General features: G+C 35.8%; 25 protein-coding genes. 10 read left to right on the top strand and 15 right to left on the bottom strand.

Annotated elements, in window-relative coordinates:
* Positions 1-10: 10 nt before the first annotated feature.
* Positions 11-913 (bottom strand): tryptophan 2,3-dioxygenase family protein, encoded by a 903-nt coding sequence (locus tag PGOND44_RS04275; protein ID WP_003437074.1) that lies wholly within the window; start codon positions 911-913, stop codon positions 11-13.
* Between the two features lie 208 nt (positions 914-1,121).
* Here PGOND44_RS04275 and trxB point away from each other — a divergent pair, with 208 nt between their 5' ends.
* Positions 1,122-2,105 (top strand): thioredoxin-disulfide reductase, encoded by a 984-nt coding sequence (gene trxB / locus PGOND44_RS04270; protein ID WP_003437072.1) that lies wholly within the window; start codon positions 1,122-1,124, stop codon positions 2,103-2,105.
* 19 nt (positions 2,106-2,124) lie between these two features.
* On the opposite strand, the gene aroB is transcribed toward trxB, so the two are convergent.
* On the bottom strand, positions 2,125-3,198 hold the full coding sequence (aroB, locus tag PGOND44_RS04265) for a 3-dehydroquinate synthase (RefSeq protein ID WP_003437070.1): 1,074 nt from the start codon (positions 3,196-3,198) through the stop codon (positions 2,125-2,127).
* Between the two features lie 92 nt (positions 3,199-3,290).
* Between aroB and PGOND44_RS04260 the strand changes: the two genes are divergently transcribed.
* From PGOND44_RS04260 to xseB, 4 genes are read left to right on the top strand one after another with little or no spacing between them, the layout of a single operon-like run.
* Positions 3,291-4,484, top strand: a complete 1,194-nt coding sequence (locus PGOND44_RS04260; protein WP_003437068.1) for a proline dehydrogenase family protein — start codon at positions 3,291-3,293, stop codon at positions 4,482-4,484.
* A gap of 1 nt (position 4,485) precedes the next feature.
* A complete protein-coding gene (locus PGOND44_RS04255; protein ID WP_040555785.1) occupies positions 4,486-5,007 on the top strand; it encodes a DinB family protein in 522 nt (173 codons plus the stop codon).
* A 7-nt stretch (positions 5,008-5,014) separates the two neighbouring features.
* The gene (xseA, locus tag PGOND44_RS04250; protein ID WP_003437063.1) at positions 5,015-6,415 is read left to right on the top strand and encodes an exodeoxyribonuclease VII large subunit; all 1,401 of its coding nucleotides are present in this window, start codon (positions 5,015-5,017) and stop codon (positions 6,413-6,415) included.
* Positions 6,402-6,620, top strand: coding sequence for an exodeoxyribonuclease VII small subunit (gene xseB, locus PGOND44_RS04245; RefSeq protein WP_003437061.1), 219 nt, complete (start codon positions 6,402-6,404; stop codon positions 6,618-6,620). Before xseA ends, xseB begins: the two co-directional genes overlap by 14 nt.
* Here xseB and kdsA read toward each other — a convergent pair.
* Positions 6,617-7,435, bottom strand: a complete 819-nt coding sequence (gene kdsA, locus PGOND44_RS04240) for a 3-deoxy-8-phosphooctulonate synthase (RefSeq protein WP_003437059.1) — start codon at positions 7,433-7,435, stop codon at positions 6,617-6,619. The genes xseB and kdsA overlap by 4 nt on opposite strands.
* A gap of 141 nt (positions 7,436-7,576) precedes the next feature.
* Between kdsA and PGOND44_RS04235 the strand changes: the two genes are divergently transcribed.
* Positions 7,577-8,419: a DUF2911 domain-containing protein gene (locus PGOND44_RS04235; protein WP_003437056.1), complete on the top strand. Its 843-nt coding sequence runs from the start codon at positions 7,577-7,579 to the stop codon at positions 8,417-8,419.
* Between the two features lie 194 nt (positions 8,420-8,613).
* Here PGOND44_RS04235 and PGOND44_RS04230 read toward each other — a convergent pair whose 3' ends face one another.
* From PGOND44_RS04230 to PGOND44_RS04195, 8 genes are all read right to left on the bottom strand, one after another.
* Positions 8,614-10,311, bottom strand: a complete 1,698-nt coding sequence (locus PGOND44_RS04230) for a sodium:solute symporter (protein WP_003437054.1) — start codon at positions 10,309-10,311, stop codon at positions 8,614-8,616.
* Between the two features lie 119 nt (positions 10,312-10,430).
* Positions 10,431-12,911: a PIG-L family deacetylase gene (locus tag PGOND44_RS04225; RefSeq protein ID WP_003437053.1), complete on the bottom strand. Its 2,481-nt coding sequence runs from the start codon at positions 12,909-12,911 to the stop codon at positions 10,431-10,433.
* Positions 12,912-12,973: 62 nt separating this feature from the next.
* Complete coding sequence (locus PGOND44_RS04220; RefSeq protein ID WP_003437052.1) at positions 12,974-13,519, bottom strand: mechanosensitive ion channel domain-containing protein; 546 nt, start codon at positions 13,517-13,519, stop codon at positions 12,974-12,976.
* A 3-nt stretch (positions 13,520-13,522) separates the two neighbouring features.
* Positions 13,523-14,404: a hypothetical protein gene (locus tag PGOND44_RS04215; protein ID WP_003437051.1), complete on the bottom strand. Its 882-nt coding sequence runs from the start codon at positions 14,402-14,404 to the stop codon at positions 13,523-13,525.
* A 5-nt stretch (positions 14,405-14,409) separates the two neighbouring features.
* Positions 14,410-14,991 (bottom strand): Maf family nucleotide pyrophosphatase, encoded by a 582-nt coding sequence (locus tag PGOND44_RS04210; RefSeq protein ID WP_003437050.1) that lies wholly within the window; start codon positions 14,989-14,991, stop codon positions 14,410-14,412.
* On the bottom strand, positions 14,988-15,881 hold the full coding sequence (locus PGOND44_RS04205) for a geranylgeranylglycerol-phosphate geranylgeranyltransferase (protein ID WP_003437049.1): 894 nt from the start codon (positions 15,879-15,881) through the stop codon (positions 14,988-14,990). The genes PGOND44_RS04210 and PGOND44_RS04205 overlap by 4 nt, the downstream gene beginning before the upstream one ends.
* 22 nt (positions 15,882-15,903) lie before the next feature.
* Complete coding sequence (locus PGOND44_RS04200) at positions 15,904-16,407, bottom strand: KdsC family phosphatase (RefSeq protein ID WP_003437048.1); 504 nt, start codon at positions 16,405-16,407, stop codon at positions 15,904-15,906.
* On the bottom strand, positions 16,394-17,152 hold the full coding sequence (locus tag PGOND44_RS04195) for a Rossmann-like and DUF2520 domain-containing protein (RefSeq protein WP_003437047.1): 759 nt from the start codon (positions 17,150-17,152) through the stop codon (positions 16,394-16,396). The genes PGOND44_RS04200 and PGOND44_RS04195 overlap by 14 nt, the downstream gene beginning before the upstream one ends.
* Before the next feature lie 315 nt (positions 17,153-17,467).
* Between PGOND44_RS04195 and ccsA the strand changes: the two genes are divergently transcribed.
* Complete coding sequence (ccsA, locus tag PGOND44_RS04190; RefSeq protein WP_003437045.1) at positions 17,468-20,644, top strand: cytochrome c biogenesis protein; 3,177 nt, start codon at positions 17,468-17,470, stop codon at positions 20,642-20,644.
* 5 nt (positions 20,645-20,649) lie between these two features.
* On the opposite strand, the gene PGOND44_RS04185 is transcribed toward ccsA, so the two are convergent.
* The 4 genes from PGOND44_RS04185 to gldA form a co-directional block, all read right to left on the bottom strand.
* Positions 20,650-21,378, bottom strand: coding sequence for a shikimate dehydrogenase family protein (locus PGOND44_RS04185; RefSeq protein WP_003437043.1), 729 nt, complete (start codon positions 21,376-21,378; stop codon positions 20,650-20,652).
* A complete protein-coding gene (locus PGOND44_RS04180; RefSeq protein WP_003437041.1) occupies positions 21,344-22,399 on the bottom strand; it encodes a DUF368 domain-containing protein in 1,056 nt (351 codons plus the stop codon). Before PGOND44_RS04180 ends, PGOND44_RS04185 begins: the two co-directional genes overlap by 35 nt.
* Positions 22,377-23,321, bottom strand: coding sequence for a DUF368 domain-containing protein (locus PGOND44_RS04175; protein ID WP_003437040.1), 945 nt, complete (start codon positions 23,319-23,321; stop codon positions 22,377-22,379). The genes PGOND44_RS04180 and PGOND44_RS04175 overlap by 23 nt, the downstream gene beginning before the upstream one ends.
* A gap of 82 nt (positions 23,322-23,403) precedes the next feature.
* Positions 23,404-24,303, bottom strand: a complete 900-nt coding sequence (gldA, locus tag PGOND44_RS04170) for a gliding motility-associated ABC transporter ATP-binding subunit GldA (RefSeq protein ID WP_003437038.1) — start codon at positions 24,301-24,303, stop codon at positions 23,404-23,406.
* A 146-nt stretch (positions 24,304-24,449) separates the two neighbouring features.
* Here gldA and PGOND44_RS04165 point away from each other — a divergent pair, with 146 nt between their 5' ends.
* Genes PGOND44_RS04165 through dtd form a run of 3 tightly spaced genes read left to right on the top strand, consistent with a single transcriptional unit; the run spans position 24,450 to position 26,971 of the window.
* Positions 24,450-25,529 carry a bifunctional 3-deoxy-7-phosphoheptulonate synthase/chorismate mutase type II gene (locus PGOND44_RS04165; protein WP_003437035.1) on the top strand — a complete coding sequence of 360 codons (1,080 nt, stop codon included), beginning with the start codon at positions 24,450-24,452 and terminating at the stop codon, positions 25,527-25,529.
* Between the two features lie 31 nt (positions 25,530-25,560).
* Complete coding sequence (rsgA, locus tag PGOND44_RS04160; protein ID WP_003437033.1) at positions 25,561-26,517, top strand: ribosome small subunit-dependent GTPase A; 957 nt, start codon at positions 25,561-25,563, stop codon at positions 26,515-26,517.
* 1 nt (position 26,518) lies between these two features.
* The gene (dtd, locus tag PGOND44_RS04155; RefSeq protein ID WP_003437031.1) at positions 26,519-26,971 is read left to right on the top strand and encodes a D-aminoacyl-tRNA deacylase; all 453 of its coding nucleotides are present in this window, start codon (positions 26,519-26,521) and stop codon (positions 26,969-26,971) included.
* Positions 26,972-26,982: the final 11 nt, after the last annotated feature.

Genomic DNA, 26,982 nt, shown 5'->3' with positions numbered 1-26,982 from the left:
TGATCAAAAATTATACCCAATTTAAGATATCATCCCCCTTCCATAAATCCGGAAAAAAAGAGCGTTGCTGATATTTAGGGTGAAGATACTTTTTCCAGTCGGAACCACCAGTTGCTTCTTTTGTTTTTCCTTTCTTTTGCAAGTATTTTGTTGCAGTCTTAAGGTGAACCATTGGCCATCTTACGTTGTAGTGATGGTCAAAATCTTTCATTCTAATTTTTAGTTTCTCGCTGGGGTTTTCAAATTTTAAATAGTGTTCTAAAATACTGTGGCCTTGAATATTCACTGCTAAAGCTTTAAAACCTTCAAGGTATTTTTCTTCAAAGGCCTTAAGCGTATGAGTGCTTTTACCAGTACTTCTGTTATAGCCAGCATCTCTCCAATAGATATTTTCAAAAATGTCATCAGTGCTAGGAGAGGTGGAAAGCTCTTTTTTTCCGCTTTCATTTACTAAATTAATGGGAGGTGTGCACATCAATTCCAAATGACGAAACTGCGCACTCTGGAACCCACTAGCCGGTGTTAGAGATAATCGAAATTGATTGTAATCGTCGTAATCCATGCCGTCTTTCATGACATCAAAAGAAGTGATAAGCATATCGGTATAGCGCATAAGTCGTTTGAGCTTATCCATAAAGACCTCTTCCTTAGTAAAGTCTTTAAGTTCTGTAATTTGTCGAGCCTCATGGATCATAAGCTTTAAGGTAAGCTCAGTAATTTGATGATAAATGATAAAAACGGTTTCGTCTTTAAAATCTGTTTTAGGTTTTTGTAAAGACAACAAGGTATCTACTTCAATATAATCCCAATAATTGAGAGGCTTGGAATGCAAAAGGCCTTTTAAGTAAGTTTCAGGATTCTCTCCTAAGGCTTCATACTTGTTTTTGAGTTGCTTTAAAAGCTCTTCATTCATCGAATTTTGTTTTAATTCAAATTTATTAAAATTAGTCAAGTTAAAGGTCAATTTGATTAAATAAGGTTGACCAAATCATTAACTCTTTGTAATATCAGTATCAAAACTTTTATTACCATAAAGTAAGCTAATACATATATACTAAGAACATATTTTTGAAGTCCTAGAAAACCTAAAAACTTATTATCTTTGTATAAAATTAGAAATTATGTCAGATACTATAGAACGCATCAAATGTTTAATTGTAGGCTCAGGACCTGCTGGTTACACAGCTGCGATTTATGCTGCAAGAGCAGATATGAAACCAGTGCTTTATACAGGAATGGAGCCTGGAGGGCAATTGACAACCACTACAGAAGTTGATAACTTCCCTGGTTATCCTCAAGGAATTGATGGTCCAAAAATGATGGTAGAGTTACAAGAACAAGCCGAGCGTTTTGGAACTGATGTCCGCATAGGTATGGTCACCAAGGTAGAACTGTCTGATAAAGTAGGTGGTATTCATAAAGCCCAAATCGATAATAAAACATGGGTTGAAGCTAGGACACTTCTTATTTCAACAGGTGCCTCAGCTAAATACTTAGGGATACCAAGTGAACAGCGATTGAGAGGTGGAGGAGTTTCAGCTTGTGCGGTTTGTGATGGTTTTTTCTATAAAGGACAGGATGTTGCGATTGTAGGTGGTGGAGATACTGCTTGTGAAGAAGCAACATACTTATCCAATATTTGTACTAAAGTGACTATGTTGGTAAGAAAAGGAGATATGAAAGCTTCTAAAGCTATGCAGCATCGTGTTGAAAATGCAAAAAACATCGATCTTAGATATTATTCTGAAGTCGACGAGGTACTTGGAGAACAAGTTGTGGAAGGCTTAAGAATTCTGAATAACAAAACTGGTGAAAAAGAAGAGATAAAAATTACTGGTTTGTTTATAGCCATTGGGCATAAACCTAACACTGATATGTTTAAAGGTTATTTGGACATGGATGAGGTTGGTTATATTATCACAAAACCAAAATCTACTAAAACGAATTATCCTGGTGTGTTTGCCTGCGGTGATTCTCAAGATAAAGTGTATCGTCAAGCAATTACAGCAGCAGGTACAGGTTGTATGTCTGCATTAGATGCAGAGCGTTATCTAGCAAGTCTAGAATCTACACCTAGAACTGAACCACAGGCTGCGCTAAGTTAGATTTTACTTACATAGCAAATTAATCAAGGCCTTTGTAATATGCAAAGGCCTTATTTATTTGATCATCGCTCACTTTGCAATTTAGTTTTGGCTGACCTATTTTTTCTAACAAAACAAAGTTAATAGTGCCCCCCGTGTTTTTCTTATCGTGTTTAAGATAAGTTTTCACCTTGGACACATCCTCTGAAGTGAAGGTAACGGGTTTAAAATATTGGCTTATTAATTGACTTGCGGCATCGCATTTTTCTTCTGAAAATTGCAATATATCTACAGATAGCTTCAATGCTAAAATCATTCCTATAGCTACAGCTTCTCCGTGAAGAAGTTTTGTTTTAGAAGGCGATTCCATTTGATAGGACTCTATTGCATGTCCTAGGGTATGTCCAAAATTTAAGGCCATTCTCAATCCATTTTCAAAAGGATCTTCTTCGGCTATTTTAGTTTTAATTTGAATAGAATCTCTAATCAATTCAGGCAGTTTGTCCACTTGAAATTGAGATAAATCTTTAAAGTTGTCTAGATATTCTTCATTTGCAATTAAACCGTGTTTTAGCATTTCGGCCAACCCACTTCTCATTTCTTTGGAAGGTAAAGTAGAGAGATAACCAACATCTACCACAACCATTTGAGGTGGGCGAATAATTCCGATTTGATTTTTTAAACTATCAAGGTTTACACCATTCTTTCCCCCAATCGCTGCATCTACCATGCCGAGTAGAGTGGTAGGGATATGAACAAAGTCAATTCCTCTTTTAAAACTAGAGGCTACAAACCCACCAATATCTGTTACAATTCCACCACCGAGATTTATCAGAAGCGACTTTCTATCAGCCCCAGTTTCAGATAAGGTTTTCCAGATTTCCGAGCAAGTTGCAATAGTTTTAAATTCTTCTCCAGGTTCAATTTCAATCCATTCAATTCTCACATTTGCTTCCATTTTTTCTGAAAGAAACTTAGAGCAGTTCTCCTGAGTATTGGAGTCGACCAAAATATAAATGGAAGAATAAGCTTTGGTGTTTATTAATAAATTGAGTTCAATATAGGCCTGTTCTTGAAATGCTATGGTGTAGTTTTCTAGCTCTATCGTATTCATCATTAAAAAGCTTTGTTAAGATTCTTGAAATAGCTTAGTTGCTTCAGCGAAAATACTACATCAATCCCTATATTTGAATACAATTTTTCAATATGATCGATACTAAAATATTTAACGACACCAAACACGCTTTTGTTTTAAAATCAGATAAAGACTTGAAGCGTTCCTTGTTCCTCTTTACTATGATGAACATTCCTTTTTTTGTTCCGATTTCAACGAGAGCCACCAATTTAGCTTTGGACTTAAAACTTCCTATCGAGGGTTTGGTGAGAGCCACTATTTTCGAACAATTTTGCGGAGGTGAAAGTCAAGATGAATGCATGCCCCTGGTTAAAAAAATGTATACGGAAAATGTGTACAGTGTTTTGGATTATTCTGTAGAAGGCAAGGAAACCGAAGAAGAATTTGATAAAGCTGCGAACGCAAAAATAGAGATTATAAAATATGCCTCTAAGTCAAAAGAAATTCCTTTTGCTGTAGCAAAGCCATCGGGTTTGGGACGTTTTGCAATATGGGAAAAAGTCACTGCCAACGATGTCCTTTCTGGAGAAGAACAACAAGAATGGGACAGTATAAAAGCCAGGTTTGAAAGAGTTTGCCAAGCCGCTTACGATAATGATACCAAACTTCTTATCGATGCAGAAGAAACTTGGATGCAAGATGCAGCAGACAATCTGGCTGAGGATATGATGAGAAAATTCAATAAGGAAAAAGCGATCATATTTAATACGCTGCAATGTTACCGTTGGGACAGATTATCCTATGCAAAGGCTATTCATGACAGAGCCCAAAAGGATGGTTTTAAAGTAGGGTTTAAAACAGTTCGGGGTGCATATATGGAAAAAGAGAATTCGAGGGCCAAGAAAAAAGGCTATCCAACTCCTATCTGTGAGGATAAAGAAGCCACCGATGTCAACTTTAATGCAGTCATGTGTTTTTGTATAGACAAAATAGATCAAATTTCGCAATTTATAGGAACTCACAACGAGGTGAGTACTTATATGGCATTACAGTTAATGAGCCAAAAAGAAATTTCGCTTTCAGACGACCGAATTTGGTTTGGACAATTGTATGGGATGAGCGACCACATCTCTTTCAATATTGGCAGAATTAATTCCAATGCAATTAAACTTATTCCATTTGGTCCTATCAATGATGTGATTCCTTATCTGATAAGAAGAGCTCAAGAAAATTCTTCTGTTCAAGGTCAGACGAGCCGTGAATTATCTTTATTAAGAGAAGAAAAGCAAAGAAGAGATGGCCAATTTGTAAAACGAGTTGAATAATATGAAAGTTACAAAAGCAGAGATTTCTTTAGGCGAGTATAAACCGTATTACGACTTGTATCTTCAACGCGTCCTTTCAGAAACCACTCTACTAGAAGCTCTGGATCAAAAAGAGGAGTTAATTAATTTTTTCAATGCTATCCCAAAGGATAAATTGGACTACAGATATGAAACTAATAAGTGGACACCAAAGCAAGTTCTCCAACATCTCATCGATACCGAGCGTATTTTTATGAATAGGGCTTTAAGGTTTGCAAGAAAAGACTTTACAGAGTTACCTGGTTATGATGAAGACCACTATGCGGAGCACTGTTTTTCTAATAACAGAACTATAGACACTTTGTTAGAAGAATTCCAGGCTTTGAGGATGTCGAGCATATTTTTATTTAAAAGTTTTGAAAATGAGATGCTAACCAATATTGGACAAGCCAGTGGAGGTCCATTTTCTGTAAGAGTTTTACCTTTTATTTTATGTGGTCACCAAAAGCATCATATCCAAATAATAAAAGAGCGTTACTTATAAGAATTCAATGTCAAACTCAACTGCAACTTCTGTATTTACTTTACTAGATATTGGTAAGAGTTTGCAACGGATGATCTCTACGCATTACCACAAGCCATACTGGATCAAAACCGAGATTGCCAAGTTAAATGCATATACCAAAAGTGGACATTGTTATCCAGACTTAGTCGAAAAACAGAACGGACAAGTATTGGCTCAAATGCGAGCGACTATATGGTCGGATACTTTTAAGACTATTTCAAAACAATTTGAAGACGTGACCAGAAAACCTTTGTCTGAAGGGATGACGGTTATGATTTTAGCTAAAGTAAACTACCATCCCAATTATGGGTTTTCTTTGAATATTGTAGATATTGATGCTAGTTTCACCCTAGGTGAGATGGCCAAAGAAAAGCTAGAAAGCCTTAAGCGTCTAAAAACAGAAGGCTTGTTTAACCTAAATAGGACTCTTACTTTTCCAAAAGTTCCAAAGCGTATAGCCATTATTTCTGTGGAAACAAGTAAAGGTTATCAAGATTTTCTAAATATCATTTCCCATAACAAATATGGATTTAGATTTGAGTTGGAGCTTTTTCCCGCTCTGCTTCAAGGCGATAATGCCATTACCTCCATTTCTAAAGCTCTAGAAAGTATTCAGCAAAGAAAATTAGAGTTCGATGCTGTCACTATCATCCGTGGAGGTGGAGGAGATGTAGGTTTAAGTTGTTACGACAGTTTTATTTTAGCCTCTAAAGTGGCAAGATTCCCTTTGCCCGTTATTTCTGGGATTGGTCATTCCACCAACGAAACTCTAGTCGAAATGGTAACCTATATCAACAAAATCACTCCTACAGATGTCGCTTATTTTTTTATCGATAGCTTTAAGGATTGCCTAGAAGAGTTGAGTATGCTTCATTCAGAATTCAATAGATTAGTTAAGTTTAAATTGAAGGAAGAACAGTTTGAATTGAAGGCTCTGCACCAACAATTTAAAACTCAAGTCGACACGCTTTTACAGCGGCATGACTTTATGTTGAAACAACAGCGGCAACGAATCAAATCTACACTACCTTCCTATGTAAGAAGTCGGTTTGATAGCTTAACACAGTTGAGTTTTCAACTTAAGTTTATGACCAAGCAAGGCTTTCAAACTGAAAACCAACAGTTAAAACGGCTTTCGAATACCTTACAGAGGGAAACTTCAGTTTTGTTGGCAAAGAATCACAACACTCTGGATTACTTATCTTCCAATTTAAAATTATTATCGCCTGATCAAATTCTTAAGCGTGGATATACACTGAATTTGGTAAACGATAAGATTATAAAATCCGTTTCCGATTTAAAAACTGGTGACCAACTAAAGACGATGTTTGCAGACGGTTATGCTGAAAGTAAAGTGATAAAAACAAAACTCAATGGAAAAAATTAAAAACTACGAAACTGCTTTAAGCGAATTAAAAACAATAGTTTCAAAAATCGAAAATGACTCGGTGTCTGTAGACGAACTTACCAAAAAGGTAGAACGAGCTTCAGAGTTGATTAAGTATTGTAAAACAGTGTTAACCAAAACCGAGACCGAAGTCAATTCGGCTCTAGATGATATGGTAGATTTAAACGAGGATTCCGATGATTAAAATTGGTTAATAGTCTGTCTTATTTTGACCAAACGGGTTAGAATCCCTTCCAGTAAATCTATATTGAGCATATTGGCGCCATCACTTTTAGCTTCGCTTGGATTAAAGTGAGTTTCAATAAACAGTCCATCTACATTATTGACTATTCCGGCTCTAGCAATAGTTTCAATCATTTCTGGTCTTCCTCCTGTCACTCCAGAAGATTGGTTGGGTTGTTGTAAAGAATGGGTGACGTCTAAAACTGTTGAAGCATAACCCCGCATCGTTGGAATACCTCTAAAATCTACAATTAAGTCTTGATACCCAAACATGGTTCCACGATCTGTAATCATCACTTTATCATTGCCAGAATCCTTTATTTTTTGCGCTGCATGCTGCATACTTTCAGGACTCATAAATTGTCCTTTTTTAAGATTGATGACCTTACCTGTTTCTGCTGCTGCAACAAGTAAATCGGTTTGTCGTACTAAGAAAGCAGGAATTTGTAAGACGTCCACATACTTTGCAGCCATTGCAGCATCACTCTCTTGGTGAATATCTGTAACCGTCGGCACATCAAATTTTTCACTCACTTTTTTGAGGATTTCTAAGGCTTTTTCATCACCTATTCCTGTAAAACTATCTATTCTACTTCGGTTTGCTTTCTTGAAAGAGCCTTTAAATACAAAAGGGATTTCTAGCTTATCAGTAATTTCTAAGATGCGTTCGGCTATTCTCATCGCCATATCTTCACCTTCTATAGCACAGGGTCCAGCTAGTAAGAAAAAGTTGGAAGAGTTGGTATGTTTTAGTCTTGGAATAAGTTGCAAATCCATTTTTTTAATTTTTTTCAAAGATAAGGATTTGTAATAGGAATTTTGTGCAAGTATTTTAATGAGACAAACAATTTCTAACACATATATTTACTTATCTTTAAATTTAATTGTTAAACTGAAAATTTAAATATAAAAAACACTATGAAAACATTTTTAACAGCCTTAGTGCTAACGTTCTCCATGTCTATTTTTGCTCAGGTGGAGGCTCCACAACCAAGTCCAAATTCGAACACCACCCAAATGGTTGGTTTGTCTGAAGTATCAATTGCTTACTCTAGACCTTCTGCCAAAGGAAGAGCGGTGTTTGGAAATCTTGTTCCTTACAACAAGCGGTGGAGAACAGGAGCCAATGAAAATACGATCATCACTTTTTCTACCGATGTAGAAATAGGTGAACAAGCTTTAGAAGCTGGAAGTTATGCTGTCTATAGTACTCCTAATAAAGAGAGTTGGGATGTCTTTTTTTACGAAGACACCGATAATTGGGGCCTACCCAAAACTTGGAATGAAGATGCTGTTGTTGCTATGGTAAATGTTCCCGTAAAATCACTAAACCATATGGTTGAAACTTTAAGTATTGATTTAGGTGCTTTACAGATGGACAAAGCACATCTTCAGATTTCTTGGGAGAAGACCATGGTAGAAGTGCCAATCAGTTTTCCGACAGATGATCTCGTTATGGAAAGTGTAAATGCTATAATGAGCGGTCCTTCTGCCAACGATTATTTTGATTCTGCCATATATTACCTCAATGCTAATAAGGATTTGAATAAAGCAGAAGAGTGGATGGAAAAGGGAATGGCTATGTTGGAGGTTAAACCATTTTGGATGCAAAGACAGCAGTCATTGATCTATGCTGCTAATGACAAAAAAGATAAAGCAATAGAAACTGCTAAAGCCTCTTTAGCAGGTGCTAAAAAAGCTGGGAATTCAGATTATATCAAGATGAATGAAGATTCTTTAAAAGAATGGAACGCTAAATAATTAGTTTTTCTTTTAATAGGCTTTCTCAAACATTATGTTGTCATTCTGATGGAACTGTTTTAGCAACTGAAGAATCTCCTTTTTTTTAAAAAAAAAGATTCCTCGTCGAAGCAAAAAAAACTTCTATTTCTGAAAGACCCTTAAGATTCATTAAAGTAATGGGGCGTTAACTAAAACCCTTTATAAAATTATCATTAAACCGATTCAATGTCTTGAGTCGGTTTTTTTGTGAACGTTTGTAGGAGAATAGCAATCATCATGACCAATCCACAGCCAAATAGATTCAGCCATAAATATGGCATCCAGTCGTTAAAATAGCCATAAATAACGATGATTTGAGTGATGATGGCAGCGATAAAAACAGCTCTGCTCTTTACATAGGTTATGAAAAAGGCAAGCAAGAATATACCCAATACATTACCATAAAAGATGGAACCTATAATATTTACCAATTGGATCAGGTTGTCGAATAAATTGGCTGTGCAAGCGACTACAATAGCAAAGATTCCCCAGCCAAGTGTAAACCACTTTGTAGAATATAAGTAATGCTTTTCACTCATTTCAGGGGTTTTATTTCTTTTGTACAAATCAATTGTAGTTGTGGAAGCCAAGGCATTCAATTCTGAAGCTGTTGAAGACATCGCTGCCGATAGGATCACTGCAAGAAGCAAGCCCACCAAACCTTTGGGTAAGTTGTTGAGGATAAAGTGAATGAAAACGTAATCTTTGTCGTTGGTTTCAATTTTACCATCCACTTTAGATATAATGGTTTTCGCATCATCTCTAAGACTAACTTCTTGAGTATTGAGGTTTTTTAACCTACTCTGTAGGTTTTGACTTTCGATTTCTGAAACGTCCATAGAAAACTGATTGGCCAAGTTCTTCTTTTTATCCTGGACAGTTCTAAGTTGTGTTTCTAAATTTTCAAATTCTGAGGCATATTCAGACTCTTCAACTGCAATTTTAGCTGCTGGGTTAAAATTGATAGGAGAGTAATTGAATTGGTAAAATACAAATACCATCACACCAATTAATAAGATGAAAAATTGTAAAGGCACTTTTAAAACACCGTTAAAGATAAGTCCCATTTGGCTTTCCCTTAAACTTCTCCCAGAGAGATAACGCTGGACTTGACTTTGGTCTGTTCCAAAATAGGAAAGTGCTAAGAAAGTGCCGCCAAAAATTCCACTCCAAAATGTGTATCGGTTATCAAAACTTAATGAAAAGTCAAGGACATCTAATTTGTTGTTAGCACCAGCGATTTTCATGGCTTTATCGAAAGTGATATCTTCTGGTAAAAAAGAAAAAATCATAATAAAAGCGATGATCATACCAATGAAGATAACAGCCATTTGTTGCTTTTGAGTCACATTTACGGCTTGGGTTCCTCCCGTAACGGTATAGATGATCACTAGTATGCCAATAATGATATTGAGATAAAATAAATTCCACCCTAAAACAGCTGAAAGTATGATAGACGGAGCGTATATAGTGATACCCGCAGCTAAACTTCTTTGTATTAAAAACAGACCAGCTGTAAGGGTTCGGGTCTTTAAATCGAAGCGAGACTCTAGGTACTCATAAGCAGTATATACTTTAAGGCGGTAGTAAATAGGAAGGAAGACCACGCAAATAATAACCATAGCAATAGGTAAACCAAAATAAAACTGAACAAAGCCCATCCCATCGTGAAAGGCCTGTCCTGGTGTCGATAAAAAGGTAATGGCACTTGCCTGTGTTGCCATAACTGACAAACCAACAGTCCACCATTCCGATTTATTGCCACCTTTAATGAAATCGTTAACATTAGCATTTTTACGGGACTTTAAACTGCCATAAATAACGATAAAAGCAAGAGTTGCAAACAGAATAATAAAATCTAAAACCTCCATGAATTTAATTTTGAAACCACTTCATGAATAAATAAAATCCTAGAATATATAAAACGTTTAAAATCAAGACCCAAGTATAGGCCGTTTTCCAAACGTATTTTTGAGGTGATTTCGACATCCTATTCTATGGAAATTAAGTTAGAAATCAGTTTATAAGCTCCTGGAACACCCGCGGGTAATTCTCTAAAGAAACTTAAGCCTGTATAAATATAATGACCTTTCCCGTACTTACCCACTAGAATACTCCCGTTTTTTGGAGTTTCATTCTTATCGTTCATGGAGAGAATAGGGGTTAGTTTTTCCGACCATTGGTCAGGAAAATAAAGTCCTCGCTCTTGGACCCAACCTTCAAAATCTGACTTGTAGATTTTGTTGGGGGTATTCAAAACTCTATGGTTGGGTTTCAGAAATCTAACTTCAGCTTTTTCTTCGGTCACTCGATCCCGAGACATTTGCATAGGGAAAGGGGAAATCTTATCTGTTTTTAGTCCTCTATTGGTATTGTATTGAACAATCATAGTCCCTCCATTTTGAACAAATTCAAATAAAAAGGATTGCTTGTAGGCCAAAGATTCATGGATATTGTATGCTCTAATGCCCATAATGACAACATCAAATTCTCTTAGCTTTTGTTGAGTAAGATCATTAGGCGAAAATTCTTCTACGTAAAAACCCAGATCTTTTAAGTTGGAAGCTACACTAGAACCTGCTCCAGAAATATAGGCTATGCGTTTTTGGCTAAGTTTGATATCTAAATTTACTAGTTTTGCTGAGGCCTCTTCAATGAGGTTATGTGTCCCAATGTGATCGTATTCTATGGTAGTAACCGATTTATTTAAGGTGGTTTTAGACAGCTTTAACTCGGGAGAAATCATTGTTTCAGAAGTTGATAAAGGAGTGATTTCAAAACTAAAGCTTTTGCTTTCACCTTTTGAATTTAAAGTAACCTCGTGGTAGTTTGGGGAGACTTTCCAGTCCTTTGGAAGATTTAATTTGAGTTGTCCAACAACAGATTCTTTGAAGGCTTTGACGTTTACTTGAACGCTCTTTGTTTCAGAATTTTTGAAGACATAAACTGACTTATCAAAATCTAAAGAGGCTTCAGGAAGGATTTCAAAATTCTCATATACTTCCCCCTTCACAGGATCGTTGTACTTGTAAATCAGAGGTTTTTTAAGAGTAAAGGATTTTCCTTCAATATCAAAATTGAATGTAAATTGAATAGGTTTTGGCGATTCTGGCAAACCTATCAGAGACTTATCCTCAACCTTATAAATACCTAATTCTGCCTTCTCCTTTAACCAATAAGGTGTGGTGTAATTTTCTTCTGAACCTAAGTTGAACACTGTGGAAAATCTAATGTTATTATTGTTATCAAGCACAGTCTGCTCCACGTCGACTGGTTCTCCTCGGTAAGAAACAGACTTCAATTGAATATCAACTGGGCTTCTGTTTATGATTTCCATTTCAATTTGTATGTCATCACCGGGATTGGCATAGGCCATTTCACTTTGGACTTCAACGAAAAGACCTAAGCAAGCCTGGATAATAGATTGAATTTGCTTGCTTTTTTGAGCTCTCCAAAACTCATCCTTAATAGAATGTATAAGTTGTTCTGCCTCCAATAATTGAGGAATAACCTCCCAGGGTTGTTTAAATTCAAAATCTTCTTCAACCTTGTACAGGATATCCCCAATAGCTTTTCCTTGTGGAATACGATTCCAAGACGTATCAATTCCATGAAAAGGATCATTTCCTCCAAGTTTTTCACCTTTAATTAATTCAATATATTCCGTTTTATCTCCCCTAGATCCCGTATTTCCAAAGCCTTGAGATTTGTGCTGACTTCTACTTAAAGCAGAAATTTCATTATTAGATAAACCTTCTAAAGGATAAAACGTATTGATTTCCAATTCAATAAAATTAGTTTTATCTGCTTTGTCGAATGCTTCCTGGCTTCCATAAAACCACCAAGAGGTATTAAAGAAAGCTCTTTTTGGAGACCAAGCTTCGACCAGTTCTAACTGAGAAGTGAATTTATCGTCTTGGCCAGCAAGATCAAAAGCTTCTGTGCTAAGAATGGCAGAGGAAGTGTGGTGACCATGGGTGGCTCCTGAAGTTCTGTGGTTAAACCGGTTGATAATGATATCTGGTCGATGTGTTCTTATCGCCCAGACAACATCGGAAAGTATTTTTTCTTTATCCCAGATGTCTAAAGTTTCCTCTGGTGTTTTTGAATAGCCGAAATCTATAGCTCTAGTGAACCACTGTTGACCTCCATCTGTAGTTCTCGCTTTTAGTAATTCTTGAGTACGAATCATACCCAACTTTTCACCGAGCTCAGAACCTATTAAATTTTGGCCTCCGTCACCACGAGTGAGCGATAAATAGGTCGTTTTTGCATAGCGCTGCTTAGAAAAATAAGTAATTAAGCTTGTGTTTTCATCATCTGGATGAGCCGCGATATATAAAACGTTACCTAGAAAATTGAGTGATTTTATATGTTGGTATATTTCTGAAGAGGCGAGCTTCTGTGGGGTTTGGCTATAGCATAATGCATTTAAAAATAGAAAAATACTGCACAATAACGTTTTTGTCATAACCTTAATTTTCACCAAATATAAATGCCTAAATATTATTATGGGCTTGATTCAAAAAATTTTTAACGATCTCCGTAATCAGGCTTGTCCAGAAGGGCGTCTTTTTTAAGAAGGGTTACCGACTTTTGAAGGATTAAATTATTGGGATAGGTAATTAGTTCGTCTTCATCTGTTCGCAAATGCAGTTGAAAAGCTTTAATATCTTCTATAATTCCAACAACGGGAAAGTCTTTATCGTGAATTTTAATTTTATCTCCAATTTTATAAGGAAAAGAAAAAAACATAATAATTCCAGAGGTTATATTGCTCAATACAGACCATATGGCAAATAAACCAATACCTAACACAGCAAACACAGAGGAAAAAACGAGTGCAAGTTCTCTTATTTCCACTCCCCAAATGAGTAAAAGTGAGAACACAGCTATAAAAAATACCAAGACATTAATGTATTTAAAAATGAGTCGTGTTCTTACAAAATTGAGTTCATCTCGTTTAGCAATTCGCTTTGCAGATTGCTTTAAAGTGAACCTGAGTAATAAAAGAAGAAAGACAACTATAGCTGTCCAAATAATCTGGGATTCATATTGAAAAAAAAGAGTTTCAACCATAACTTATAGACTTAAACTATCCCGCAAATGTAGATATTTGTCCGAGTTTTTTTGCCAGTATTCTGTCTTTAAAGTTTGCAATTTATTTGCCTTAGAAATTAGTGTATCCTTCCCTTTAATTTCCATCTCTTCCCACTTTGTAATTTCAAACGGAAAGGACTTCTCTTGGTAGATTTTTAAGACTCTTCCTAATTGATTATATCTCAAAGTTGTAGTGAGGTAGTCGTTTTCTTTTTGTTCAATAGAAGCTGAATAGGTTTTAAATTTTTCATGATTGAGCTGTAGAAAGGAAAAATCTGGCAAGATGTCCTGTTTCCCAAGCCTCAACTCCTTTGGAGCTATTCTGAGCTGAATCCAAATTTGATTTTCTGTTAAGACAGGCTTTAATATAAATGTTGAATCTGCTTCCCCTTCAAAATAGGAATGTGTTCTCAATTTAAAATCACCTCTGTGATTTAATTGAGCATAAGATTGTCCGCACCATTCTTGAACGCTAGAGGTTAATTTTAAGAGAGGTCTCTGCTCGCCAAGTGGAAAAAAGGCGCTTTGCATTATGCTGTAAGGATAAATCCCAGTGTTGAATTTTTTTGTGGAATTCAGCTTCATGACAGAACGTGTCGTTTCCGATTTGGAATTGGCTTTAACTTGCGCTTCACTTAAAAAGTCTTCGGTCACAAAAATAAGCATTGCTTTGCCTTTTCGCTTTTCACCGTATCTATAAAATTCCAAATCATAACTGTTCAATTCAGCGTTTCCATCATACCAATACGATTTGAATTCAGTTGATAGATTTCTTTTTTCAAAATTGTCATCAACAGCTTTATTTTGGGTCTTAGTTTGGCAGCTTACAAGAAAGATAAGAAAAAGGAGCGGTAGTGTTCTCATTATGATTATTTTAAGTTCGATAACTTGTGATAGACTAAATGTATTGGAAATCCCATAACGGTATAAAACGAGCCTTTTATTTCTGAAATACCAATTTGTCCTATCCATTCTTGGATGCCATAGGCTCCCGCTTTATCATAAGGTGAGTAGGTGTCGATATAATGCGAGATTTCATCCTTAGTAAGAGCCTTGAAAGTAACTTCCGAAGAATCATAAAGGGTTTCAGTTTTGTCTTGGGTTTTTATACAAACCGAAGAAATTACCTCATGTGTTGCATTGGAGAGGGAACTCAGCATTTCGAAAGCTTCATTTCTGTTTTGAGGCTTATTTAGCGCCTTGTCTTGATGCCAAACAATAGTGTCTCCAGTAATGAGTATGTCCTCTGGTTTCAAATCTTGAAATTGATCTGCTTTTAACTGAGCTAAATAATCGCTGATCTCATGATGTTGTAAGGTCTCGCTAAAGACTTCATCAACAGACCGCAATTCTATCTCAAAATCCACACCTATGGAAGTCAAAATTTCCTGTCGCCTAGGGGATCCTGATGCTAAAATGATACGCTTTTGTTTTAAATTTTCTAAAATCATAGGATTAAAAATGTGAACATAGAACAAATACCAACCAAAAGTACGAGTTTCAAATGGAAACTAATGCTGGTGTAATCCTTTTGATTTTTGGCTTTCAGAATTTGTTTAGAGATAAGGATGAGAGGAATGAGAATAAATGCAAATACATAAAATATAAAAACGTTGAAGGATAAAAAATAATTGAGCAGTAGCGTAAGAAGTATCAAAATAGTAAATGTTAGAAGTCCGAAAATCATGTGATTGGATCTTTTTTTACCAATCAAAATCGGCAAAGTTTTCATCTTGCAATAATAATCACCTCTTAGATCTTCTATATCCTTTATCAATTCTCTGCTCAAATTTAAGCTAAAGGCTAGAAGAGCATAAGCTAGAATAATAAAGTACAACACCGGATTTTGGTCACTATCGATTAGAACTATTCCGAAGCAGAAAATGCTAGCTCCCACAAGTATACTAATGAGGATATTTCCCGCAAGTGCTACTCTTTTCAACCAAATAGAATAAACAGCAAGAGCTATAGGTGATAAAACACAAATGCTAAAAACAATCCACAAGCTTTCGGAAGGATGCGAAAGGAGAATAAACAGTATCGTGAAAAGCCCCAAGACATTAAGTCCAAAATAAAGTTTAAAGGCTATTTTTCGTTTTATGACTTGATCGATGATAAGCTTTTTTGGCCTATTGATGCTATCTGTGGTCACATCAAAAATATCATTGATGATATTTCCTGCTGCTGCAATGCATACGACAGATAAAACGAGAAGCAAATAGGGAAAAAGACCAACTTCAGGGTTTTGACCAAAACCAGGCAGCAGGGCAAATCTTATCACCATAGCCGTAAATACAATCATGGCTAAATTTTTCCAGCGTATGAGATTGAGAAAGGCCATAAATAATTTTACTAGACTAGATCTAAAATTTCCACTTCCCTTGAGCCTTCATCACCTGCTCAATAAGATCTCTTACACATCCATCACCGCCATTTTTATGAGAGATATAAGCAGAGATTGCTTTTATTTCTGGAACTGCATCCTGAGGACAAGTTGGTAAACCTACCATTTTCATAGGATATATGTCTGGGACATCGTCTCCCATATAGGCTACAGCTTCTGGTTTGATATTATATACATCTAGAAATTCATCCAGGCATTCCACTTTATCCGCAACTCCTAAATGAATGTTGGTTATGCCCAAATCCTTAAGCCTAGTCCTTACCATTTCATTGGTTCCGCCAGAAATTACAATAATCTCGTATCCTGCTTTTAGGGCTTCTTTCACAACAAAACCATCTTTCACATTCATAGTTCTAATGAGTTCTCCGGAAGAAGAAACCTGTAGAGCGCCATTGGTAAAAACACCATCCACATCGAAGGCAAAAGTGGTGATGTGGTTAAGTAATTCTTTATAGTTCGTCATGTTTTTTTTGTAGTATAGAGTTTGTCATTAGGTTATAAATTGCTTTGTAATCTTCTGAATTCAATTGTTTCAAATGGTTGGTTATCGTTTTTTGATCATTTCTTGCAGCGGGTCCTGTCTGCACTTCAGATGGCGATTGAGATTGAACTTTTTCTGAAGTTTCTTTAATCAAGGCCTTCAAAATATCGAATGGGATATCGTCTTGTAGACAAATATCTTCTCCAATCGCATACAGGTGATTTGTAAAATTGCAAACAAACACAGCCGCTAGATGTAAGGTCTGCCTTTGTGCAGTACTAATTTCATACTGGTGTTGAGAAATGCTTGAGGCTATAGATTTTAAGAGCGACAAATTTTCTTCTGAATTAGCTTCAAGGCAAAATGGAATTGTAGAATAGTCTAGTTCAGACGTCTTCGAAAAGGTCTGAAGCGGATAGAAAACACCTGAATCTTTAGGCGACGTTAACAGGCCTTGATTTCCTGAAGTATGTGCAATAATTCCAGTCTTAGTTTTAATTTGCTCAGCAATAGATTCTATGACATCATCTTTAAGACAGATGAGATAAAGGTCTGCAGGCTTCAAGGCAGAAATATCGGTTGTAATGGGAACTGAGTTTTCAAACCTTAAAAGGGAACTCTCATTATGGTTATAAACCTGTATAACTGCACAAGTTTTGGAGGATTGAAGGGCACGAAACATATGAGTTGCCACATTACCACTTCCTAAAATAACTATTGAATACATTGAAACATCTTAAAATTCTAAAGTACAAATGTAACGTTCATTTTTGAAAGTGAAATTTTATCTGTTTTGAAACTTATCTCTCAATTATTAACGATTTATGGAATAAGCACATATTTATAAGTATAACTGATAATTCTTTAGGTTTTTGAGTAAGTTGATGCAGTAATTTTTTTAGGAGTTTAATTAACACAACTTCAACGTTCGTAGGCGATAGAGAGATTAAAAAATCCTCTTATATTCCATATATTTGTAGTTATTATTTTTACAGCTATGTTAGAGAAAAAAATAAAAAGTATATTGTTTTCCACAAGACTGATGGCAGTCTTGTTTATTGTGTATGCAGTGGCTATGGCTATAGGAACCTTTGTTGAAAATTCCTATACCACCATTACGGCTAGAGAGTGGATTTACGATGCATGGTGGTTTGAGGTTATTATGGTTTTTTTTGTTATCAATTTCGTCGGAAATATATTTAGATTCAAATTATTTCAAAAAAAGAAACTCACTACTCTTCTTCTTCACTTGTCTTTTATTTTGATTCTTGTTGGGGCATGGGTAACACGATATTTAGGTGAAGAAGGAATAATGCCTATCCGAGAGGGGGAGGTTGCAAATACAATGCTGTCTGAAAAAACATATTTATCCACGTTTATCGATGGAGAAATTGAAGGAGAGCCCTTAAGGAAAAAGGAAGATTTTAGAGTTAGTCTAGGCCCAGGTATTACAGAGGGTAAAACAATTACGACAGATTATAATGGCAATCCTGTTGAAATTGAGTTTTTAGAATTCATAAAAGGTGCAGAAGAAGGGATTATTGAGGATGAAAAAGGAGTCTATTTTCTTAAAATTGTAGAATCTGGAGAGGGAGATAGGCATGATCATTATTTGAAGACTGGAGAAGTTGCCAATATCCATAATGTCCTATTTGCCCTTAATAAGCAAACAGACGGTGCGATTAATATTATAGGTAACAACGAGGTTGGATTTACCATCGACTCTCCTTTTGAGGGAGACTGGATGCGTATGGCAGACCAAGAACGTGGACAATTGATCCAAGATTCTATCCAAGATTTGCAAATGCGCTCTTTATACAATATTGGGGGTATGCAATTTGTGATTCCAGACCCCGCTATCAAGGGGCGTTATGATCTAGTTCAAAAGGAAATTGTAAATAATAATGATCCAGACGGAATTTTCATGGCGATTACAGCTAATGGACAAACCGAAAAAATCGGTTTGCTTGGTGGTAAAGGTTTTCAGATGGATATGAAAAAGGTAAATATAGGAGATCATGATGTGTATTTGAGCTATGGGAGTAAAAATATTGAATTGCCTTTCGCCCTAAAACTCAATGATTTTATAGCTAAAAAACACCCAGGCACTGAAGATAGACCTCAGCCAAGTTATGAATCTTTTATGAGCAAAGTAGAGGTAGTCGATGGAAGTGACTCCTATCCTTACGATATTTATATGAATCATGTTCTAGATCACCAAGGCTACCGTTTTTTTCAATCGTCTTTTGATCCCGATGAAGGTGGTACTATTTTATCGGTCAATAACGACTGGTGGGGAACTTGGATTACATATATAGGCTATTTTTTACTATACCTTGGAATGATGGCCATCATGTTCGACAGAGGGTCTAGATTTGGTGATTTGAGAAAGAAATTGGAAAAAATCAAGATGAAAAAAGAAAAATTAGCAAGTATATTTATTTTGTTTTTGGGATTGAGCGGCTTTGCCCAAACTCAAAATGGAAACGTTGTAGAAGAGTCTTCGCCTCGACAGGATACCGTAGAGGCATCTTCCAATCATGAGAATGGGGTGATGCAACAAGTGGATTATGAAAAGGTCATAAAAATGATTCAGGCCAATACGGTTGATAAAGACCACGCTGCTAAGTTCGGAGAATTGATTATTCAAGATTTTGGAGGGAGAATGAAGCCTATCAATACTTATTCTTCAGAATTGCTTAGAAAACTAGGTAAAAAAGACAATTATAACGATTTGAATAGTGATCAAGTTCTGCTGTCCATGATCGAAAATCCTGCGATTTGGTATTCTGCACCCTTGATTTCTATAAAAGCAAAAAATGATAGCTTACACAATGTCTTAGGGGTTCAAGAAAATAAAAAATATGTGTCTTTGACTGACTTTTTTATGATGGATGGTCAATATAAATTAAGTGAGTATTTAGAGGGGGCATATAAAGCTGCAGTGCCAAATCAGTTCCAAAAAGATTTCATCACCGCCGATGAAAAGGTGAACTTGATCTATAATACTTTACAGGGAAAACAATTTAGAATTTTTCCTATTCCAGAACATCCTAATAATAAATGGGTTTCCTATCCAGAATTGGACGATGAGAAGTATTTTGCAGGTGTAGATACTTTATACACAAAACAAATTCTCCCTCTCTACATGCAGTCGCTTAGGAGTGCACGACAAACTGGAGATTATGAGCAGTCTAACGAACTGCTTTTGAGTTTAAAATCTTTCCAAAATAAATACGGTGCAGAAGTGATGCCAACAGAGGGAAAGGTAAAAGCTGAAATCTTATATAATAAAATAGATATTTTCAATCTCTTGTTTCAACTTTATCTTTATGCGAGCTTGATTATGATCGTCTTTGTAATTTTGAGTATTTTCAAGCAAAACAAACTCAATAAAATTACTATAAATATAAGTAAAGTTTTATTGGTATTACTTTTTATAGTACACACGGGTGGCCTTGCTGCCAGATGGTATATTTCTGGATACGCTCCTTGGAGTAATGCCTACGAGAGTATGATTTACGTCGCTTGGGCCACTATGTTTTTTGGCTTAGCCTTTGGACGGAAAAGTGATTTGACCATGGGCTCTACTGCTTTTGTGACCTCTATTATTTTAATGGTGGCGCATTGGAATTGGTTAGACCCAAGTATTGGAAATTTGCAGCCAGTTTTGGATTCCTATTGGCTAATGATTCACGTGTCCGTTATTGTGGGAAGTTATGGTCCTTTTGCTTTAGGTGCAATTATAGGTTTGGTATCCCTTATTCTCATTATTGCGACCAACAAGTCCAACTTTAAAAAGATGAAATTAAATATTCAGGAGCTTACCATTATTAACGAATTAGCATTAACCGTTGGTTTGATTATGCTTACCATAGGAAATTTCCTAGGCGGTCAATGGGCCAATGAAAGTTGGGGTAGATATTGGGGCTGGGATCCAAAGGAGACTTGGGCTCTCATCAGTATTTTTGTATATGCTTTTGTGATCCACATGAGATTGGTTCCAGGGTTGAGAGGATTGTTTGCCTTTAACTGGGCTGCACTTATCGCTTTTGGATCTATATTGATGACCTACTTTGGAGTGAACTTTTACCTTACAGGATTACATTCTTACGCTAGTGGTGATCAAATTATCAGTTATCAGTTTATCATTATTGCTCTAGTAGCTTGGATTTTAATAGGCTTTGCAGCTAGATATAAATATAAAAAATACTATTAAACATATTACTGATTCCAGATTTCCCAAGCTTTTTCCGCTTGGAAAATAAGCATTTGTTCTCCATTTATAATTTGTGCACCCTGGTCTTTGCCTTGTGCCAAAAAACTAGTGATGGATGGATTATAAATTAAGTCGTAAAGCAAATGTGATTCGTCGATGAATTCATAAGGAATTGGTGGGAATTGGTTGACGTCTGGATGGGTACCAAGAGGTGTGCAATTAACGATAAGTTGATGGCCTTTTATAATTTCTGAAGTAAGGTCTTCATAAGTAAAATCACCTTTATCCTTTTCTCTAGATACCATATTGATATGATACCCCATAGAGACCAGAGCATGTCTTACTGCTTTAGAAGCCCCCCCAGTTCCCAAAATTAAAGCGGCTTCGTGATTGGGAGCAATTAAGCTAAAAATAGATTTTGTGAATCCAAATACATCGGTATTGTAACCAATCAATCTTTTATTTTCAATTTTAATAGTATTTACAGCACCAATCCGTTCAGCTTGAGGGTCTATTTCATCTAGAAAAGGAATTACTTCTTCTTTGTAGGGTATAGTCACATTAAGACCTGCTAAATCGACTGAGTTACTTACGATTTGTTTGACTTCCTTAATGTGTTCAATATCGAAATTGATATACTTAGCTCGGATGGCCTCGTTGTGGAATTTGGTATTAAAAAATGTTTTTGAAAATGAGTAATCAATATTTCTTCCTAAAAGTCCGTATGTTGTCATGAGTTAATTTAATTTTTTTTCTATTGCCATACCAAGCTAGGCCCAAAACTATTAAAATTCCTAGTATTATAAAAGAGAAACCAACCCAAGTGCTAAGTTGGGTTAATTCTGGCCAAAAGCGAGAATAATTGTCTAAAATGGGGTTTCCGCTAGTATCTAAAATAGTATTTCCTAATTGGTCTGTTTTAAAAATCTTTTCCTTCCAGGGCCATACTACCCCTAGGCTGCCTGTTATAAACCCAATAATAATTGAAAACGTAATCTTCTTATAATATTTCAAAACGTAATTTAATAAATGGGAAAGAGTGATAAGTCCAAAAAAGGAACCAGCAGTAAACGATCCTAAAACTTGAAGTAGTCTAGTTCGTTTAGGATCTTGTGTAAAACTAAAATCCAGTTTAACTATATCTGCTAGAGTGTCGTAGAGGGCATTTACAGAATCTACCAATAGTAAGACATAATTGCCCAATAGGATTAGTATAAAAGAACCCGATAAACCAGGAAGAGTCATCCCTGAAACACTTATAATTCCACAAAAAAACACAAATAAAAGATGATCATTTTCAGTAGCAGGTTTTAAAAAACTAATACTAAGACCTGCTACAACGCCAAAGATTATAAAAACAATTGTCCTAAGTGATCTTATTCTGAAATCTTTACCGATGTAATAGATAGAGCCTACAATCATCCCAAAGAAGGTGGACCACACGTAAAGTTCGTAGCTTTCAATTAAGAAATCCAATAATTTTGAAATGCTGAAATAGCTTACAACCATTCCAAGAATCAATATGCCTAGAAACTTAGCGTTTATATATTGGAAAAAACTTTTAAACCTAGCATTCAATAGAAGCTTGAAAGACTTGAAATTAAATTTTTGGAGAGAATAAATAAATTCTTCATAAAAACCAGCAACAAAAGCAACAACACCACCAGAAACTCCAGGAACTTTATTGGCAGCGCCCATAGCAAGTCCTTTTAAGAAAAGGAAGATTTTGTCGCTAAATGTCCTTGTGCTCTGCATTTGAAAGGGGTTGTTTTTCGGCTATTTTTTCGAGTAATAGTATAAGTAAAAATCCTAATATAGCAGCTATACACGCGTATAATAGTTTAGGGTCTCCATCAAATTGAGTAGGCGAAATAGAAACTTCCTTCAAAATAACTACTTTGCCTTTTATGATTTCTGAGTCTAAGACTTCTTTCCATGGCCAAATTTTATTGAGAGAACCTGCTATAAAACCAGTAAGAATCGCTAAGGTTAGAGATTTAAATTTCGTGAATAACCATTTTAAAATTCTAGAAAAACTCAACAATCCAATAATTGCTCCAAGACCTACAAGACCGATAACTTGGAGATTAAATTCAGATACCGCTGTTGTAATTGATTTATATCCGCCAAGCAGGACTAAAATAAAAGCTCCCGAAATTCCTGGTAAGATCATGGCACAGACTGCTATAGCTCCACACATAAGAAAATAAAGCGGATGATCGATGCCCTGAGTAGGTGTAAGCTCAGTAATCCCAAAGGCGACGATAAAGCCTAAAATAGTAACGCCAATTAGCTTTGGATTCCATTTTTCAATTTGTTTTCCAACGTACCAAACGCTGGCTCCTACTAGGCCGAAAAAAAATGACCAGACCACAATGGGGTAGGTGTCCAACAAGTAGTTGGTTAATCGCATAAGAGTAAATATACTGATGAAAATACCTGTAAGCAATGCAATAATAAAACCACCATTAAACTGTTTCCACATGGCTGCGAAACCGTTTTGTCTCCATGTTTTGATAAGAGAAATATCTACATTGGCGATGGTCGTGACTAGTTCTTCATAAATTCCTGTGATAAAAGCGATGGTTCCGCCAGATACACCAGGAACAACATCAGCCGCTCCCATACCTAAGCCCTTTAGGGTAATGGTAATATAGGATTTTAGATTTCTCTTCATAGTAAGATAAATAACAAATAGGCAAGATAAAATTATAGATGAATATGGAGTTTAATTAGTTCAGATTTTATCAAAAAACCATTTAATTATCTTTAGTTAAATCTATAAATAAGCTTTCAAGATTTTTATTTTTCTTGTGAAGTTCAAGAATTTTCAAACCTTTGTCGTACGCAAAATCGAAGATATCTGGTCGTTTATCTAAAGGCGTATTAAATGTGATTTCGTATCGGAATCGCGTTAAATTCTTGATGTTAATCACTTTACCAATTTCCTTTAAGGCCACTTCTTCAATTCTATAATTAAATTCTACTTCGATGACTTGTTGTTCTGGATCGTTTAGGTCTGAAAGTTTTTTATCAGATACAATTTGCCCTTTGTTTATAATGATGACTCTATCGCAAATGGCTTCTACTTCTTGCATGATATGGGTAGAGAGAAGAATTGTTTTTTCCTTACTAATGGAAGTGATTAATTCCCTTATTTCTATTAATTGATTGGGGTCAAGGCCAGTGGTGGGTTCATCAAGAATTAAAACACTGGGATCATGAAGCAAAGCTGCAGCAAGTCCAACCCGCTGTCTATACCCTTTGGACAATTGATAGATGCGTTTATCAACTTCCTCGGTCAGCTTAGTTTGTTCTATTACCTTTTCAATTCTTTCTTTTTTACTTTTGAAAATTCTCGCGTGGAAGTGAAGATATTCCTTGACATACATTTCTAAGTAAATTGGATTGTGTTCTGGTAAATAGCCAATTTGACGTTGAATATCAGTTTTTGCTTCAGTTAATTTTTTTCCATTAATATTAGCTTCACCAGAACTAGCGCTTATAAAGCCCGTTAAAATCTTCATCAAAGTAGATTTTCCAGCACCATTTGGACCGAGTAAGCCTACAATTTCACCTTTATGAATTTTGAAATTAATATCTTTTAAGGCAAATTGATCTTTATAGGATTTTGAAATGGACTTGACTTCAATAGACATTCAGTAATTTTAAATCAAAAATACAAATTATATCTTTTAATGAATTCAAAAATCATGGACTTGTACAGTTTTTTAAGGAATATTGAATTCACTAAAACCAAGCTAAAAGCCTTTGAATTCTGACATTAAAAGTTAATTTTGTGGATATGAAAAATGAAAAACATCTAAGAAATTGGCTAACGGAGATGAACTTAGACCATCCCTTAGTCATAGCAGGTCCCTGTAGTGCCGAAACTGAAGAGCAGGTACTTGAAATCGCCCACCAACTTAAAGATTCTGATGCTACCGTGATGCGTGCTGGTATTTGGAAGCCTAGAACACGTCCCGGAAACTTTGAAGGAGTAGGAGCGATAGGTCTGAAGTGGTTGAAACGAGCAAAGGAAGAAACGGGACTCATGATTGCTACTGAAGTTGCCAATAAAACCCATGTCGATCTTGCTTTAGAGGCGGACGTAGATGTCCTATGGATTGGGGCTAGAAGTACGGTGAGTCCATTTATAGTTCAAGAAATTGCAGATGCTCTTCAGGGAACAGATAAAATTGTACTAGTCAAAAATCCTGTAAATCCCGATCTAGCTCTTTGGCTTGGTGGAGTGGAACGCTTATATAACGCAAATATTAAAAACCTAGGTGTGATCCATAGAGGATTCTCTACCTATGAGAAAATAAAATATAGAAATAACCCAGAGTGGCAGATTGCTATCGATTTACAAAATCAGTTCCCAGATTTGCCTATCCTTGTCGATCCTTCTCATATTGCAGGTGATAGGAACCTGGTGTTTGATATTTGCCAAATCGCTTTAGATCTCAATTACGACGGAATGATTGTGGAAACACATCATACTCCAGATAAAGCGTGGAGTGATGCTGCCCAACAAATCACCCCAGATTTCTTAAAGCAAATGACGATTGATTTACGCATCAGGAAAAAGGAAGGTGCTGAAGAATTCAACAAAAAGTTGAATGTGATGAGGTCTAAGATCGATGTCATCGATAATCAACTTATAGAGTTTCTTGGGAAGAGAATGCAAGTTGCTGATGAAATTGGAGAACTTAAAAAGGAAAATAACGTAGCTATTCTTCAACCTGAGCGGTGGAATAAAGTCTTGCACCGCTTATCTATTGAAGGAGAAAAGAAAGACTTGTCTAAAGATTTTGTAGAGCGGCTAACCAAAGCCATGCATGAAGAATCGATTGCACATCAACATAAAATCATAAGCCAGTGATATCCAGTGAATCAAATTCAAAAACAAGTTTATGAAAGCGGTGGTCTATAAATCGACGGGAAGTTGGTATTTGTTAAAAGCCGAGGATGGAAAGATATATAATTCCAGAATCAAAGGTAAGTTTAGGCTTAAAGATATTAAAAGCACAAATCCTGTATCTGTTGGAGATCATGTGGAAATTGATACTGAAACTAAAGGCGATGAGACTATAGGAATCATCAAAGAGATTTATGACAGAAAGAATTACATCATCCGTAAGTCAGTTAACTTATCTAAACAAACTCATATCATTGCGGCTAACATCGATCTAGCTTTTTTATTGGTGACTTATAATAATCCACCAACAAGCACAACCTTTATAGATCGTTTTTTGGTCACAGCAGAAGCTTATCATATTCCTACGGTACTCTTATTTAATAAAGTGGATGATTACTCTGTAGAAGAGTTTGCAGAGATGAAATATCTAGCTGAACTCTACAGGAAAATAGGGTATACCTGTATTGGTATTTCTGCTGAAACTGGAGAAAATTTAGACCAAGTAAAAGCACTAATGAAAGATAACGTAAGTGTTTTTGCTGGACATAGTGGAGTTGGCAAATCTACTTTGGTCAACGCCATTGAGCCCAATCTTAACATCAAGACTTCAGAAATATCTCTTCAACACAAGCAAGGCCAGCATACAACCACCTTTGCAGAAATGCACGAACTTCATTTTGGTGGGCAGATTATCGACACACCAGGCATTAGAGGTTTTGGAGTTGTGGATATTGATAAGTATGCTTTGGACAATTATTTTCCAGAATTCTTTAAAGTTAAATCCAATTGTAAATTTAATAATTGCATCCATGTGGATGAACCCCAATGTGCCGTCAAAGAGGCTTTAACGGAAGATAAAATCGCTTATTCTAGATACAAAAGCTACTTACAAATCATGGAGGGAGATGAAGACGAAAATTTCAGGAAAGATCCCTATCAAGACTTAAGGTAATATGAAAATAGTTGTACAAAGAGTAAAGGAAGCTTCAGTTGAAATAGGAAATGAAATTTCAGGGACTATAAATACAGGTTTGCTTATTTTTTTGGGCATTGAGAATGAAGATGGGCAAGAGGATATAAATTTGCTGGTCAAAAAAATAATAAATCTAAGAGTTTTTCCTGATGATGAGGATAAGATGAATTTGAGCCTTAAGGATATTGAAGGTGAATTGCTTGTCGTGAGTCAGTTTACTTTACATGCTTCATTAAAAAAGGGAAATAGACCTAGTTTTACGAAGTCTGCCAAGCCAGAGTTGGCCCAAAAACTATACGATGATTTCTTAGAAACTCTTCAAAATGAAACCATCACCAAAATTCAAACTGGAAGATTTGGAGCTAATATGCAGGTCTCATTAATCAACGATGGACCTTTAACATTTATACTCGATTCTAAGGTTAAATTATAGAATTCCTTAGG

Source organism: Psychroflexus gondwanensis ACAM 44, from assembly GCF_000355905.1.
Taxonomy (GTDB): domain Bacteria; phylum Bacteroidota; class Bacteroidia; order Flavobacteriales; family Flavobacteriaceae; genus Psychroflexus; species Psychroflexus gondwanensis.
This window is presented reverse-complemented; position numbering and strand designations above follow the sequence as displayed.

Excerpts from the sequence above, each read along its gene's own strand:
- PGOND44_RS04275 (WP_003437074.1), bottom strand. The coding sequence starts at position 913 with ATGAATGAAGAGCTTTTAAAGCAACTCAAAAACAAGTATGAAGCCTTA.
- trxB (WP_003437072.1), top strand. The coding sequence starts at position 1,122 with ATGTCAGATACTATAGAACGCATCAAATGTTTAATTGTAGGCTCAGGA.
- aroB (WP_003437070.1), bottom strand. The coding sequence starts at position 3,198 with ATGAATACGATAGAGCTAGAAAACTACACCATAGCATTTCAAGAACAG.
- PGOND44_RS04260 (WP_003437068.1), top strand. The coding sequence starts at position 3,291 with ATGATCGATACTAAAATATTTAACGACACCAAACACGCTTTTGTTTTA.
- PGOND44_RS04255 (WP_040555785.1), top strand. The coding sequence starts at position 4,486 with ATGAAAGTTACAAAAGCAGAGATTTCTTTAGGCGAGTATAAACCGTAT.
- xseA (WP_003437063.1), top strand. The coding sequence starts at position 5,015 with ATGTCAAACTCAACTGCAACTTCTGTATTTACTTTACTAGATATTGGT.
- xseB (WP_003437061.1), top strand. The coding sequence starts at position 6,402 with ATGGAAAAAATTAAAAACTACGAAACTGCTTTAAGCGAATTAAAAACA.
- kdsA (WP_003437059.1), bottom strand. The coding sequence starts at position 7,435 with ATGGATTTGCAACTTATTCCAAGACTAAAACATACCAACTCTTCCAAC.
- PGOND44_RS04235 (WP_003437056.1), top strand. The coding sequence starts at position 7,577 with ATGAAAACATTTTTAACAGCCTTAGTGCTAACGTTCTCCATGTCTATT.
- PGOND44_RS04230 (WP_003437054.1), bottom strand. The coding sequence starts at position 10,311 with ATGGAGGTTTTAGATTTTATTATTCTGTTTGCAACTCTTGCTTTTATC.
- PGOND44_RS04225 (WP_003437053.1), bottom strand. The coding sequence starts at position 12,911 with ATGACAAAAACGTTATTGTGCAGTATTTTTCTATTTTTAAATGCATTA.
- PGOND44_RS04220 (WP_003437052.1), bottom strand. The coding sequence starts at position 13,519 with ATGGTTGAAACTCTTTTTTTTCAATATGAATCCCAGATTATTTGGACA.
- PGOND44_RS04215 (WP_003437051.1), bottom strand. The coding sequence starts at position 14,404 with ATGAGAACACTACCGCTCCTTTTTCTTATCTTTCTTGTAAGCTGCCAA.
- PGOND44_RS04210 (WP_003437050.1), bottom strand. The coding sequence starts at position 14,991 with ATGATTTTAGAAAATTTAAAACAAAAGCGTATCATTTTAGCATCAGGA.
- PGOND44_RS04205 (WP_003437049.1), bottom strand. The coding sequence starts at position 15,881 with ATGGCCTTTCTCAATCTCATACGCTGGAAAAATTTAGCCATGATTGTA.
- PGOND44_RS04200 (WP_003437048.1), bottom strand. The coding sequence starts at position 16,407 with ATGACGAACTATAAAGAATTACTTAACCACATCACCACTTTTGCCTTC.
- PGOND44_RS04195 (WP_003437047.1), bottom strand. The coding sequence starts at position 17,152 with ATGTATTCAATAGTTATTTTAGGAAGTGGTAATGTGGCAACTCATATG.
- ccsA (WP_003437045.1), top strand. The coding sequence starts at position 17,468 with ATGGCAGTCTTGTTTATTGTGTATGCAGTGGCTATGGCTATAGGAACC.
- PGOND44_RS04185 (WP_003437043.1), bottom strand. The coding sequence starts at position 21,378 with ATGACAACATACGGACTTTTAGGAAGAAATATTGATTACTCATTTTCA.
- PGOND44_RS04180 (WP_003437041.1), bottom strand. The coding sequence starts at position 22,399 with ATGCAGAGCACAAGGACATTTAGCGACAAAATCTTCCTTTTCTTAAAA.
- PGOND44_RS04175 (WP_003437040.1), bottom strand. The coding sequence starts at position 23,321 with ATGAAGAGAAATCTAAAATCCTATATTACCATTACCCTAAAGGGCTTA.
- gldA (WP_003437038.1), bottom strand. The coding sequence starts at position 24,303 with ATGTCTATTGAAGTCAAGTCCATTTCAAAATCCTATAAAGATCAATTT.
- PGOND44_RS04165 (WP_003437035.1), top strand. The coding sequence starts at position 24,450 with ATGAAAAATGAAAAACATCTAAGAAATTGGCTAACGGAGATGAACTTA.
- rsgA (WP_003437033.1), top strand. The coding sequence starts at position 25,561 with ATGAAAGCGGTGGTCTATAAATCGACGGGAAGTTGGTATTTGTTAAAA.
- dtd (WP_003437031.1), top strand. The coding sequence starts at position 26,519 with ATGAAAATAGTTGTACAAAGAGTAAAGGAAGCTTCAGTTGAAATAGGA.